Annotated in this window: 16 protein-coding genes; 5 read left to right on the top strand and 11 right to left on the bottom strand. The window is 31.6% G+C overall.

What is annotated here, in order from left to right:
• Positions 1 to 65: 65 nt before the first annotated feature.
• The gene (gene ytpR, locus NOU10_RS01845) at positions 66 to 716 is read right to left on the bottom strand and encodes a YtpR family tRNA-binding protein (protein ID WP_161022074.1); all 651 of its coding nucleotides are present in this window, start codon (positions 714 to 716) and stop codon (positions 66 to 68) included.
• 27 nt (positions 717 to 743) lie between these two features.
• On the bottom strand, positions 744 to 1061 hold the full coding sequence (locus NOU10_RS01840; RefSeq protein WP_109241632.1) for a thioredoxin family protein: 318 nt from the start codon (positions 1059 to 1061) through the stop codon (positions 744 to 746).
• 124 nt (positions 1062 to 1185) lie between these two features.
• On the opposite strand from NOU10_RS01840, the gene NOU10_RS01835 reads away from it, so the two are divergent.
• Positions 1186 to 1527, top strand: a complete 342-nt coding sequence (locus tag NOU10_RS01835) for a hypothetical protein (protein WP_225366338.1) — start codon at positions 1186 to 1188, stop codon at positions 1525 to 1527.
• Here the strand turns inward: NOU10_RS01835 and trmB are convergent.
• From trmB to NOU10_RS01815, 4 genes are all read right to left on the bottom strand, one after another.
• Positions 1510 to 2148 (bottom strand): tRNA (guanosine(46)-N7)-methyltransferase TrmB, encoded by a 639-nt coding sequence (trmB, locus tag NOU10_RS01830; RefSeq protein WP_003709822.1) that lies wholly within the window; start codon positions 2146 to 2148, stop codon positions 1510 to 1512. The two genes, NOU10_RS01835 and trmB, sit on opposite strands and share 18 nt — an antisense overlap.
• A gap of 75 nt (positions 2149 to 2223) precedes the next feature.
• Positions 2224 to 3012 (bottom strand): phosphotransferase family protein, encoded by a 789-nt coding sequence (locus tag NOU10_RS01825; RefSeq protein ID WP_003699765.1) that lies wholly within the window; start codon positions 3010 to 3012, stop codon positions 2224 to 2226.
• A 62-nt stretch (positions 3013 to 3074) separates the two neighbouring features.
• On the bottom strand, positions 3075 to 4268 hold the full coding sequence (locus NOU10_RS01820; protein WP_255905860.1) for an ABC transporter permease: 1194 nt from the start codon (positions 4266 to 4268) through the stop codon (positions 3075 to 3077).
• Complete coding sequence (locus tag NOU10_RS01815) at positions 4261 to 5001, bottom strand: ABC transporter ATP-binding protein (protein WP_160996451.1); 741 nt, start codon at positions 4999 to 5001, stop codon at positions 4261 to 4263. Before NOU10_RS01815 ends, NOU10_RS01820 begins: the two co-directional genes overlap by 8 nt.
• A 120-nt stretch (positions 5002 to 5121) precedes the next feature.
• Between NOU10_RS01815 and NOU10_RS01810 the strand changes: the two genes are divergently transcribed.
• The 3 genes from NOU10_RS01810 to NOU10_RS01800 all read left to right on the top strand — a co-directional run bounded on the left by NOU10_RS01810 (position 5122) and on the right by NOU10_RS01800 (position 6842).
• Positions 5122 to 5550, top strand: coding sequence for an HIT family protein (locus NOU10_RS01810; protein WP_081509359.1), 429 nt, complete (start codon positions 5122 to 5124; stop codon positions 5548 to 5550).
• A 3-nt stretch (positions 5551 to 5553) separates the two neighbouring features.
• The gene (locus NOU10_RS01805; protein WP_255905859.1) at positions 5554 to 5832 is read left to right on the top strand and encodes a hypothetical protein; all 279 of its coding nucleotides are present in this window, start codon (positions 5554 to 5556) and stop codon (positions 5830 to 5832) included.
• A 119-nt stretch (positions 5833 to 5951) separates the two neighbouring features.
• Entirely contained in the window at positions 5952 to 6842 is an 891-nt protein-coding gene (locus tag NOU10_RS01800) for a peptidylprolyl isomerase PrsA (RefSeq protein ID WP_003709816.1), read from the top strand.
• 72 nt (positions 6843 to 6914) lie between these two features.
• Here NOU10_RS01800 and NOU10_RS01795 read toward each other — a convergent pair whose 3' ends face one another.
• The 4 genes from NOU10_RS01795 to NOU10_RS01780 form a co-directional block, all read right to left on the bottom strand.
• Positions 6915 to 7862 (bottom strand): 3'-5' exoribonuclease YhaM family protein, encoded by a 948-nt coding sequence (locus tag NOU10_RS01795; protein ID WP_003705874.1) that lies wholly within the window; start codon positions 7860 to 7862, stop codon positions 6915 to 6917.
• A gap of 94 nt (positions 7863 to 7956) precedes the next feature.
• A complete protein-coding gene (locus NOU10_RS01790) occupies positions 7957 to 8301 on the bottom strand; it encodes a YlbF family regulator (protein WP_003699755.1) in 345 nt (114 codons plus the stop codon).
• 45 nt (positions 8302 to 8346) lie between these two features.
• Positions 8347 to 10491 (bottom strand): PBP1A family penicillin-binding protein, encoded by a 2145-nt coding sequence (locus NOU10_RS01785; protein ID WP_003705870.1) that lies wholly within the window; start codon positions 10489 to 10491, stop codon positions 8347 to 8349.
• A gap of 79 nt (positions 10492 to 10570) precedes the next feature.
• Positions 10571 to 11236 carry a Crp/Fnr family transcriptional regulator gene (locus tag NOU10_RS01780; RefSeq protein WP_255905858.1) on the bottom strand — a complete coding sequence of 222 codons (666 nt, stop codon included), beginning with the start codon at positions 11234 to 11236 and terminating at the stop codon, positions 10571 to 10573.
• Between the two features lie 180 nt (positions 11237 to 11416).
• Here NOU10_RS01780 and NOU10_RS01775 point away from each other — a divergent pair, with 180 nt between their 5' ends.
• On the top strand, positions 11417 to 12316 hold the full coding sequence (locus NOU10_RS01775) for a mechanosensitive ion channel family protein (RefSeq protein ID WP_003708240.1): 900 nt from the start codon (positions 11417 to 11419) through the stop codon (positions 12314 to 12316).
• 96 nt (positions 12317 to 12412) lie between these two features.
• Here the strand turns inward: NOU10_RS01775 and NOU10_RS01770 are convergent, their stop codons facing one another.
• A complete protein-coding gene (locus tag NOU10_RS01770) occupies positions 12413 to 13558 on the bottom strand; it encodes an N-acetyldiaminopimelate deacetylase (protein ID WP_255905857.1) in 1146 nt (381 codons plus the stop codon).
• Positions 13559 to 13661: the final 103 nt, after the last annotated feature.

Genomic DNA, 13661 nt, shown 5'->3' with positions numbered 1-13661 from the left:
TTTCCTATAAAAAATAGGCTAATATTTCAAAATAAATTTGAATACTAGCCCATTCTATCATATTATTACGCTTTATTTACAAATAATTCTGCACCTTTTACAAAATTAAACTCTTTTCCTACTTCAAAAGCATCGGTTTCAGGTAAAATCAAAATTCCTCTCTTTTGTGGTGCATTAGGTAACTCTAATTCTCTAGCAGAACAAATCATCCCCATGCTTTCTACACCACGTAATTTTCCAGGAAAAATCATAGCACCATTTGGCATCATTGCTCCTACTTTAGCCACTACAACCTTTTGTCCTTCGTCTATATTTGGAGCGCCACATACAATTTGTAATTCTTGATCATTATCAACTTTTACTTTGGTAATGTGTAAGTGATCAGAATCAGGATGTTCTTTCATACTTTCTACGTACCCTACAACAAATTTTGGATTAGCATCTAAAATTAATTCTGGATCAAAATCATTTTCTTCAAGTAATTTATTCAACTTATCCACTTGTTCTTGATTTAATTTTTCCTCTCCATGTCCTTGTAGGTCCGCCAACACAGTTGAAATATCAAAAAAGTTATATCCTAATGTTGTATTACTTTCAGCGTCAAAAATTCTTACAACATTTCCCTTTTTTTCTGATTTTTGTTGGATTGTATCAGGTCTTAGAACAACAACCAATACATCACCTATACTTTTAGGATTATAACTAGCAATAAACATCTGATTCTTTTCTCCTTTATTAAAATTTTAGATCGCTTTTAAGAAATTTTCTACTTCTTTCTTAGTCTTTCTATCTTTATTTACAAAACGATCTACTTCTTTTCCATCTTCATAAACAATGAAGCTTGGAATTCCATATACATCTAATTCTTGACATAAATCAATATTTTCGTCTCTATCAACTTGAATAAAGTTAAAATCTGAAAATTCTTCTTCAATTTCAGGCATAGCTGGTTTTATAAAACGACAATCAGGACACCAACCAGCTGTGAAAAATAGTACGTATTTTCCCTTTGCTAATTTTTCTTCTAGTTCTTGTTTATCCATTTTTGCCAATTGTTCCATTACAGACACTTCCTTACTTTTTGTAATTAATTATGCCTTAATTATAACTTAAAAAAATAATAAGTAAAATATATTGCTTATTCATCAAATATTTGATATTACTATAGTTAGTTTGAAAGGATTGATGACTGTGAAAAAACTGAACTTACAATTGCTTTTTGCTCTGCTTATTGTCCTTTGTCCGTTATTTTTGCTCATCTTCTATTTAAAAAGGAAGTATATCAAAAATAGCGAGACTGTCTTATCAAAGATAAGAGACGAATTTTCCAAACAGTATATAGTCAAAGATTCCTGGATCCACGTATATCCTCGTCAAAATTATCAATTTAATCAACCATTAACTTATGCTGGTGGTGTAAAATGTATTGATCCTTCAGGAAAAAACATTAATTATACCTTTACTGCAGATGCAAAAACCGGAAAAATTATTGATTCACATATTATCAACTTAGAAATGGGCTTCTAATTTAAAAATTGGTTGCCCTTTTTTACTAAATTTTTCCTCATATTCTGTCATTACATTATCTTCAGCCTCAGGAGATGAGTGTAAGTCCAACCAAACTCCGTCAAATTTCATTCCAAAATTATTCATGCTAACTAAAGAATATTCAAACAATCCTTGGTTATCAGTTTTAAATTCAATATGTCCATTTGAATCTAATACCTCTTTATATTGTTCGAGAAAAGTTTTGTAAGTCAATCTTCTTTTAGTTTGACGTTTCTTAGGCCAAGGATCAGAGAAATTCAAATAGATACCTGCAATTTCACCTTTTTCAAAATATTCTCCTAAGCCACTACCATTAGCACATATTAACTGAAGATTAGGTAGTTTCTCTTCTAACTGTTTCTTCAAGGCAATTCCTACAGCAACTGTCTGTAATTCTAATCCAATGTAATTCTTTTCTGGATTCTTTTTGGCCATTTCAACAATAAAACGACCCTTTCCCATTCCTATTTCAACAAAAATCGGATTATTATTTTGAAAACGTGTGTGCCATTTTCCTTTTAATTTTGTTGGTTCTGTTACTACAAAATCTGGATTTTCTTCAATCAAAGGCTTAGCCCAAGGTTTATTTCTTAATCTCAATACTAGTCCTCCTACAAAAAATAAAAGATAGAGGGGTTAATGTACTAACTTCCTCTATCTCAACAATTCTACATTTTAAAAATTAAGTTCATTAATTAATTCCGATATTTTTAATATGTCTTGGTTCATTTCTGTGAAACGACCACGTTGATGATAGTATTTAACATCGAGCAATAAATTTATCAATGAATACCAGTAAATTCGATACCATAAATCTCTATTCACTTCTAAACCATACTGACGTAACCATTGCTCCCAATTTTTACGTGGGACATATTGACACATTAACATACTAAGATCACTAGCTGGATCAGCAATTCTAGCTGATTCCCAATCTACTAAATAAAGCTTTTCTTTATCTGACAACAACCAGTTTTTATGATTTAAATCTCCGTGACATACTTCATAAAAGTCAGACTTTAAATCAGGCTGATTAGCCTTTAGATAATTTGCTACTTTATTCAATAACGGATGCTGATTTAAATCATCAGGAAGTCCTTCAAAGTATTTTCTCACTAAATCAATTGGCGTAACTACTTTCCCACCAACTTGAATTAACATTTTTTTAAGTACAGGAGTATGGTGAACTTTATATAATAAATCAGATACCGATTTTTGTCCCATTTCACTCCTATATAAAGATCTACCATTTAACCACTCTTGAGCAGTCAAAGTATCACCTGTTGAAATCCTCTTCGTCCATATTAGTCTAGGTGCTATTTCTTCCAAAGACAATGCTGCTAAAAAAGGAGAGGTATTTCGTTTTAAAAATACTTTTTGATCACTTTTTATTCCCATATATGCTGTATCTGTGTCACCACCGATTGGGAGGATTTGCCATCCATTTTCTAAATTAAGATTCATAATGACTTACTCCTCGCATTTAGTGCTAACTAAACTAAGTCTACAAATATATCTATTAAGTGTCAAGATTTTTCTAATCTTAAATTTGCATATCCATAAACAAACAGGATGCATTCGACTAATACAAGGGCAAGGAAGGCTCCTGAGAGTAGTAGGTTTTGGATAGCTATATATACGGCTATGGTTGATATAAGGGCATTGATTATCAATAGAGCTAATAAGATACTTTTGAATTCTTTGCCTTTGCTGTTGGTTTCGAGTGGATATAGGTGTACGAATACATTATCGTCAAAGTACTTGTATAGTGGTAACATTTGGAAGCCGATTAAGTAGATGAACAACATTCCTATTACCAGGCTAAGCCAAAATTTAGGGATAAAGAGTAGGACAATGAACTCGATAACGGTTAAGCGTATATACAGGCCACTATATTCACCATTTCGGATGATTGCCCTAATGAATAGGTAGCCATATACGTTTTTAAACTTAGGTATGAGCCAGTCTAGGTACTTTCTGCGCTTAGCTTTCTTCTTTACTTGGGGAACATCTGTAAATAGATTGAAGAAACTGTATTTTCTCATCAGTCTTAGTTTTTCTACGTCTATCAAATAATTCCACTGAACGATTTTATTTTTAGGCAATGATTTCAAATACAGAATTAGTCCAACGGTAATCCCCAATGCGAAATATATGGATACATACAAGCCAAGCATATAAACGATTAAAGGTACCACATAATTAAGGATAAGACTATATTTGCCTGCTTGATACTTCGCTTCAAAGGCTCGGATAAAGAATGAGTTTACCTGGGCAACCTTTAAAACTACCTGACTTAATAATAGGATTATGCTTTCTACTAGGTTTAAATGGACACCGTAGTAAATGAAAGGCAGTAAAACGATCCAGACAACGATTTGAATAACACTGTTTGACACCCAAGCTCGCTTTTGTGCTTTCATCAAATACTCTCTCATACCCTTTTCTTGTGGCAAAAGGAACACTTTATCAGGCTCATCAATTAATGTCCCTACCTTTCCAAACTGCAACATCACAAGCAAGACAATGATTACTACCGGCTTGGCCCATGGGTACGATAGATCTACATTTAAGGACTTTATGAAATTAGAGTATGTGTAGCTTATTCCACCCAGTAAAAAGAGTAACGCAATTACAAAATGATCGTTGAATACATAGCGATAGTACTTGATCATTCTCTTTAGATACAGGTTTAATCGCTTCTTCCATAGATTATTCATTGGCCTTTTCCCCTTTAGTCAAACTCAAATAAATCTCAGAAAGAGAAGCATCTTGCTTATTAAATTGAGCTCGTAATTCTTCCAATGTCCCACTTGCCTTTAATTCTCCATGATTGATCATTACAAATCGATCGCAGTACTCTTGGGCCGTTCCTAGTACGTGCGTAGACATTAACACAGCTGATCCTTTCTTTTTAACGTCATCTATGAGCTTTAATAGATCATCTGTAGCCAATGGATCCAATCCCAAAAACGGCTCATCAATAATAAAGAGCTTAGCCTTAGTAATGAAGGCACACACGATCATTACCTTTTGTTTCATACCCTTTGAGAAGTTGGCTGGAAACCACTCTAATTTATTCTGTAATCTAAATATTTCCAATAGCTCATTGGCCCTTTTCCAAGCTTCATCTTTATCTAAATTATATGCCAGTATCGTCAACTCTATATGTTCCTTTAACGTTAATTCATCATATAAAATGGGCGTTTCCGGAATATAAGCAATCTTACTCTTGTATGCTTGTGCATCTTCATCAATAGTTATTCCATCTATCTCAATTGAACCCTTCATAGCATGTAATAACCCTATAATATGATTAATTGTCGTTGACTTTCCGGCACCATTCAGACCAATCAAGCCCACCAATTCGCCATTATCAACACTAAAATCAATCCCTTTCAACACTGGTATTTGGGAATAACCACCTACTAAATTCTTAACCTTTAAAGTCATTCTACATTCCTTCTATTTCTTAATTTAATATCATCTTAGCAGCAGTTAAAAATTATGTCTAGTAATCGCCTAATAGGTGTATAATTGTAGATAGATTAACTTGAAAGAAGGTAGAAATTTATGGAAGATTGCATTTTTTGTAAAATCATTGCTGGTGAAATTCCTAGCACAAAAGTCTATGAAGATGATGAAGTATTAGCTTTCCTAGACATTTCACAAGTTACTCCTGGACATACTTTGGTAGTTCCAAAAAAACATGTAGCTAATATTTATGAATACGATACAGATTTAGCTGCTAAGGTTTTTAGTCGTATTCCAATGCTTGCCAGAGCTATTAAAAATTCTAATCCTAATATTTTAGGTCTTAACATCCTTAATAATAACGGTGAAGTTGCTTATCAATCTGTGTTCCATTCTCATATACATTTGATTCCTCGTTATAGTAAAAAAGAAGGATTCGGCCTTAGATTTGATGATAATTCTTCAAAATATGATAGTAAAAAACTTCAAGAAATTGCTAATCAAATTTCTTCTAAGGTTGAGAAATAATCTATGAAAAAAAGAAAACTTATTATTCCAATTACTCTAGGTGTTGTTGGATTAGCTTATTACAATAGAAAAGCTCTTAAAAATGAATTTCTTGTCTATAAAGATTACTATGAAACCTTATCTAAAGAACTTTCACAAGTTTCTTTTGCTTCAAAGAAAGTCTTATTTAATGTAATGCAACTATTAGATCAGGTTAGTGAATCTTCTGATACTATTGAAAATTTATTAACTGAAATTGACGATTTTTCTCAAGAAGTTAATAAAACTTTAGATAGTTTTTGATTTTTAGACTTTTTCTTTTATTTTTTTGTAAGATTTAGTTTTTTTTACTATCATTTCAATATCTGTGGTATAGTTATTATCGTTAATTTAAATTAATTGAATGGATGTGTATATTTATCATGAAAAAGAAATGGTTAGTTGCCATATCTGGTATTGTTTTAACTTTCGGTCTTGCTGCTTGTTCAAAGACAGTAGCTACAACATCTGGCGGAAAGATTACTGAAAGTGAATACTATAGTAGTATGAAGAAAACTTCTTCTGGTAAGCAAGTTCTTCAACAAATGATTTTAAATAAAGTTCTTGAAAAAGAATATGGTTCAAAAGTTTCTGACAAAAAAGTTAATGAACAATATAATACTTACAAAAAACAATATGGTTCTTCTTTTGATTCTGTTTTAGCACAAAATGACATGACTAAATCTGGTTTCAAACAAGAAATTCGTTCTAACTTACTTTTAAAAGAAGCTGTAAAAGATAATACAAAAATCACCAATAAACAATTAAAAGCTCAATGGAAAGAATATGAGCCTAAAGTTACAGTAGCTCATATTTTAGTATCAAAGAAAAGTACTGCTGAAGACATCATTAATAAATTAAAAGAAGATGGAAGTTACGCTAACTTTAAGAAATTAGCTAAGAAGTATTCTACTGACTCTTCTACTAAGAACGATGGTGGTAAATTAGCTGCTTTTGACAACACAGATACTTCATTAGATAGTACTTTTAAGAAAGCTGCTTTTGGATTAAAGCAAGGATCATTTACAACTGAACCTGTAAAAACAGAATATGGTTACCATGTAATTTATTCTATTAAGAACCCTGGCAAAGGTAAAATGTCAGATCATACTTCTGAATTAAAATCACAAATCATCGATTCTAAGATGAGTGATTCTACAACTCTACAAACAGTTGTATCTAAGGTTCTAAAGAAGGGTAATGTATCTATTAAAGATAAAGATTTACAAAATATTTTATCTAGCTACTTAGGTAGTTCTTCTAGTTCTAAATAGAACAAAAGGCACAAGTCAATTTCGACTATGTGCCTTTTTATTTTCTAATAAAATAATATCTACTTGATATCTTTATTCTTTAGGTTTGTAGAAATTACGACCATCAAGACCAAAAATACGCTCAGAAAATTCACCAAATTCTGTATGACTTAACGAACTCTTCATCATTTGAATCGATGCATCAAGTTGATCGATTTGATGTAATACTTCAGCTTCCATAATATGTGGTCTGACCGGTGACCCATATTCTAACAAACCATGGTGTGATAATATCATATGCCTTAGCAAAATTACTTCTTCGCTATTATAATCTATCTGCAATATCTCACACGCTTTTACAATTTCTTCGTCAACAATTACAATATGCCCTATCATGTTACCTTCTAGTGTATATTTAGTCGCTATCGGTCCAGATAATTCTTTTACTTTCCCCAAGTCATGAAGAAGAACTCCTGCATATAACAATGACTCATTTAATACATCATATTCCTTGGCAATTGCTTTGGCTAACCTCAACATAGATACTGTATGAAATGCTAATCCTCCAGAAAAAGCATGGTGATTTTTCTTAGCCGCAGGAAATGAAAAGAAACTATCATGATATTTATTTAGCAAATATCTCACTATTCTATTCCATTTAGGATTAGTAATTTCAAAAAATGTATTGTTAATTTCTTCTTCAATTTTTTTAATTGATTCTGGTGCAGTTTGTAAATAATATTCAGGTTTGTTAGGTTCATTTTCTGTAGCAATTCTTAAATTAAATATCTTAATTTGCGGATTATCTTGATAGTTCTCTCTTTTTCCTTTTAATCTGACAACTTTTCCTTCTTTAAATTCTTCGATTTCTTTTTCAGTTGCATTCCAGAATTTAGCACTTATTTCACCTGATTTATCAGCAAAATTAAAGGCAATAAACTTTTTTCCGTTTTTCGCTACTCTTACTTCAGCACTTTTAATCAAAACAAAAATATCCATATTTTCATTTATTGAAAAATCTAATAACTTTTTTTCTTCCATTCCTACTTTTCCTCACACTTAATGTTTCTCTAAAACTTATTTTAAAATAAAAACTCCCAGTTAAGCAACTCTGTGCTTCCATGGGAGTTAAATCTTAACCTTCTATATCATATACTTCACTTAAAGGTTTAAAAATTATCTTATTCAAATCATCAATCAAAACACTGATGGCACGTTCTTTTTCCATCAATTCCATCATTAGTGGATATTGTGAAGCTTCTTGACTAATTTCTTGTAATGATTTCATCACTTTTTCGTCAAGCGTTCCTTGCATTTGTTGTTCTTGTAAAGTTTTTTGTGCTTCTCTTAACTTCTTATAAACTGCAAAAGTAGCATCATCTGCCTTAACTTTAGCAACAACTGCTTGCAAATCTTTGTATTCTTGTGATTCACGTAAATCTTTTTCTAATTGATTAGCTGTATCATAAACATTTATCATAATAATTCCTCCAAAATCTTTATATTCTTATTTTAACATATATTCTTATTGTCCAAACCATTCTTGTAATTTTTGTTTTCCTTGATCAAACAAAGATGAAGCCTTACTTCCCCAATCAGATGCTGATTTAGAGAATGAATCATCTAATGTTTCACCTGCTTTTCTAAATGTATCCCATACATTTGATGAACTTGAAGAAGCTCCACTTTCTTGGGCTACCATAGTTGAAGCTGGTTTAACAGTAAACGTATTTCCAGCAGTATGAGGCAAAATACCTTCCATTTCATTCTTAAATAGACTTGCTCCACCTCTAATGCCTTCTTCACTTAACGAATACTTAGTAGAATCAAAGCCTACCCAAGTTGCTACTACTACATCAGGTGTATATCCTATATACCAATGATCATTTTCATTTGAACTATTAGATGCTGTTAAACTTTCGGTAGAACCAGTTTTCCCAGCAATCGTATATCCACTTGGACTAGCAGATTGACCTGTTCCACCTGTTCTATATACATCCATCATCATACTAGTCATCTCATTGGCAATTTTTTTAGTCATTATTTTTTTAGAATCATTCTCTGTATTATCCACAATCACTTTGCCCTGTGCATCGACTATCTTTGTAATAAAATGTGCAGTATATAATTTCCCTCCATTTGCAAAGGCTGTATAAGCATTGGCCATTTGATAAGGTGAAACTCCCTTCTTCAAGCCACCTAATGCTAAACTTAGATTTTCGTCATCTGAAGTTAACTTTATTCCAAATTTTTCGACAGACTTATAACCTTTAGAAACTCCAATTTTATTTAATAGCCATACAGCAGAAGTATTTTTACTTTCAGCTAGGGCCTGGTACATAGGAATTTCTCCAGAGTACACGTCATTCCAGTTATGAGGCTCATACTTATCTTTACCATATGCCTTTAATTCATCTTTTACATCAGTATCATAATGATATCCTGACTGAAGAGCTGGAGTATATACAGCTAAAGGTTTTATCGTTGATCCTGGTGATCTTACTAATTGTGTACCACGATTATACCCTCTAAATACATGAGTTCCTTCTCTTCCACCTACAACTGCAGCTACACCCCCATTTTGAGGATTAATAGCAATAGATGCCCCTTGTGCTTTAGTTCCATCTTCTGCATTATATGGGAATAAACTACTGTCAGCAAAATCATCTTGCATTTCATTTTGATAATTTTGATTCAAGGATGTATATATTTTATATCCTCTATTCATAATATCTGTTTCGCTTAACCCATATCTATTCATCGCCTCGTTAATAACTGCATCAAAATAATATGGATATCTATAACTAGATGTATATTGATAGTTATCATTTGTTGTCATTGGAGTTGCTTGATACTGACTAACTTGTTCTGCGCTTAACTTTTTATTATCCTCCATCAATCCCAAAACTACATTTCTTCTATCTCTTGAAGCCTGGGGATGATCTATTGGATTATAAGCTGTTGGACTCTTTAACATACCCGCTAAGGTAGCTGCTTGTGGCACACTTAATTCACTAGCATGTACACCAAAATATTTCTCAGCTGCATCCTCTACTCCCCAAACACCATTTCCAAAATAAGCGTTATTTAAATACATCGCTAAAATATCTTTCTTTGAATAATCATTCTCTACCTGCATAGCAATAAATATTTCTTTAATTTTTCTTGAAAATGTCTGTTCTTGAGAAAGAAATGCATTTTTTACAAGTTGTTGCGTTAGTGTACTACCACCGCCACTTATATAATCTCTGTGTAAAATCTTGTTTTTAGCATATAAAAGAGCAGCTCTTCCAATACCAGTAATAGAGAAACCGTACTCATGGTAGAAATTACGATCTTCTGTAGATAAGACAGCATTTTGAACATTATCAGATATCTTATCAAGAGGTACCCATGTCCCTTTTTGTGAATATAATGCTCCTGCTTTTTGTCCTTTATAATCATAAATCTCAGTGGAGGTTTGTAATGCTGATTTTAACCCTCTAACATTTGTCTTTTTGGCTAAAAAAACTCCATAACTACTAATTAAGAAAAATATACTTAAAAAGACTATTGTTAACCATCGCCATCCTTGATATCTTGTCCATTTTTTCTTAAACCAAGAACCAAAAATTCTAGAATTAGCTAAAAAGTCATCCTTTATCTTTTCAAAAAAATCTTTTATCTTCATTCATTAACTTCCTTGTCAATAAAATTACTCAGTATATTTTATCACAATTATGTATCTATTTATCTATCTAAGCCTATCTTCATAGGAAATTCTTAAATTCTTCGATTGCTTTGTTGGCTATTCTCATATTTCTTTCCTTCTGGAGAAGAACTCTTTTCTGTCTTAATTCTTTTATTTTTTTGTTGACTGTTACACGTGTAGTGCCTAATATTTTAGATAATTTCTCTTGATTTAATGATCTAGGTAACTCGTAATGTCCATTCTTATCTTTCTCATCTATAAATATTGCATATAGTCTACATGTCCTATCTAATGCTTCTAGTTTATTACGATTACCAATTTCTTGAGATAAACTCTTTAAAAAATCCAGTTCCTCAATAATATCATCCCAAACTAGATTACAAAATTCTTTACCTGCTCTAACTAATTTCTCCATAACATCATGTTTAATAACCAATACAGTCGCTATTTTAGAAGCAACTGTTACTCTTTCACAACATAACTCTTCATTTTGACTAAAATTAGGGAAAAATCTTCCCCTACCTTTATAAAAAGGAATCTCCCTATCACCGTATAACTTTGTAATTTCAATATTTCCATTTATTAAATAGTAATAGTGTGTACGATCATCAACTTCATTGTAAATAGTTTCTGCATACTTGAATTTTTTTATACGACAAGCTCTTGCTAAAATCTCCTGTTCTTCATTACTTAAAGTGAATTCTTTTTTTATTATACTTCTCATAATTTCTCCTTAAATTAAATATTTTCTATATATAGTACCTAATTATTTACTCCATTTGTATATCTTGCTCTTAATTCTCATTATTAATTAATTATTTTACAAAAAATTTTGCAACATTATTTTTACAATTTAAATTTCTGGCTTTTTTTGATATGCTTAATTTAGTCATTTTCAGAAAGGATGGGAATTTTGCTTAATTTTTGGTTGGAATCTAATATCATTACTAAAAAAGTTAGCACTGATACTAATATTTTCAAAAAATATATCGATAACTTTAATTGGGATGAATTACTTTCTAAAGTTATAACAACAACTATTTTGTTATTGTTAGTTTCGTTGCTATTTTATATTTTTCATTATATTGGTAAGAAAATTATCAAACGAGCTTTTAAAAAAAATCGTTTGGTTGAGTCATTGTCTTCTGGAAGAATTAATACAGCTTACACATTATCGCAAAATATCTTCCATTATTTTATTTTGTTCTTCTATTTTTATGCAGTATTATCTTTGCTAGGGATTCCAATAGGCTCTTTAATTGCTGGTGCTGGAATCATGGGTGTTGCAATAGGTTTAGGTGCTCAAGGATTTGTTACTGACGTGGTTACTGGATTTTTTATTCTTTTAGAACAACAATTTACAGTTGGTGATGACGTTAAGATCGGGACTATTTCTGGAAAGGTAGCAGCTTTTGGTTTAAGAACGACACAAATTCTTGACTATGATGGTACCCTACATTACATACCTAATCGAAGCATCACAATTGTTAGCAATCTTTCACGTAATGATATGCGAGCCCAAATTGATATCCATGTTAAGCCTAACCAAGACTTTGATAAAATTAAAACTGTTATACAAAATGTAAACAAATCCTTAACTCCCAAATTTGATGATATTACCAAAAAACCGCAAATTTTAGGTGTAGTTGAAACTCCAAATGGTCTTGTTTACAGAGTAATTATTTTTACTAAAAATGGTGCCCAAGCTCCTGTTCAAAGAGCATTTCTCGCAAAATATTTAGAGGCTTTAAAACAAGCTGGTTTAGAGATGCCTATTTCTCCTATTAATCTATCAGCTAAGTAATCAATTATATATAGCAAATACCCCGTAATTATTAGATAAAAATCTAAGTAACTACGGGGTATATTTTTATGAATGAAAGACACATTCAAAATGCATCTATTTATTTAAGCTTTCTTGTCTATTTTTAAGATAACCTGTGATTGCATTTACACCTAACATAATCGATTCTTCTTTAGGTGCTAAATATTCAGAATGTAGAGAATAAGGACTATCTACTCCTAACCAAAACATTGTTCCTGGAATTTTTGAAATTAAATAGCCAAAGTCTTCTCCCGTCATCGCAGGTAATGTTTCAACAAAATCTACATCATCTTCATTTTTCATATAATTAATGAAAGCTTCTGTTGTGTTACCATCATTTTCAACAGGATAATATCCACCTTGATGTAAATCGATTTCCAATTCACAATCGAAACTATGTGCTATTCCTTCAGCAATTGTACGTACACGCTTTTGAATAAGCAAATTATTTTCTTGAGTTAAAGCTCTTATTGTCCCATCTATTTGACAAACACCAGAAATTACATTTCCTGTTGTTCCTGCAGAAAAATGACCTAAAGTAACTACACCTGATTGAATCGGATCGACATTTCTACTTACAATAGTTTGAATTTGGTTAACGAATTGAGCTCCTGCAACTACCATATCATTAGCTTGATGTGGATATGCAGCATGCCCACTTTTACCAATAAATTTCACATGTATTTCACATGTACCTGCAAACAAAGTACCTTTACGACAACCAATTGTACCAGCAGGAAGTTGTGGATTATCATGTAATGCATAGATTTCATCTGGCATCCATTCGTCTAATTCACCACTTCGATAAAGTTTCATTCCACCACTTGCATTTTCTTCCGCAGGTTGGAAAATAAATGTCATATTATATTTAGGACGATGACTAGCAAAATAACTTAATACACCTAAAGCAACCGTCATATGAATATCGTGTCCACATGCATGCATTCTCCCCTCATGCTTTGATGAAAATGGCAAACCTGTTTTTTCCTCAACTGGTAATCCATCAATATCAGTTCTATAACCTATGGTATAATTCTTATTTTCACCATTAAGATGAACCAAGATAGCTGTCTTCCATCTTTTTATCTCTAAATTCTCTTGTGGTAAGCCGTTAATTATTTTTAACAAATAATCAGAAGTTTCATATTCCTCCAAACCGATTTCTGGTATTTGATGAAGATCTCTTCGGATTTTTATTAATTCATTTTCTTGTAAAGTCATAATTACACCCTTTATCTATTTTAATCATACTCATTATACTCTAATATAACCAGATTAAATAGCCCTATAAACAAAAAACATGTGAAACAATTTATATTTCACA

The organism is Ligilactobacillus sp. MP3 (assembly GCF_024436335.1).
Lineage (GTDB): Bacteria > Bacillota > Bacilli > Lactobacillales > Lactobacillaceae > Ligilactobacillus > Ligilactobacillus salivarius.
The sequence above is the reverse complement of the archived record's forward strand: the minus strand, read 5'-3'. Positions and strand labels throughout refer to the sequence as shown.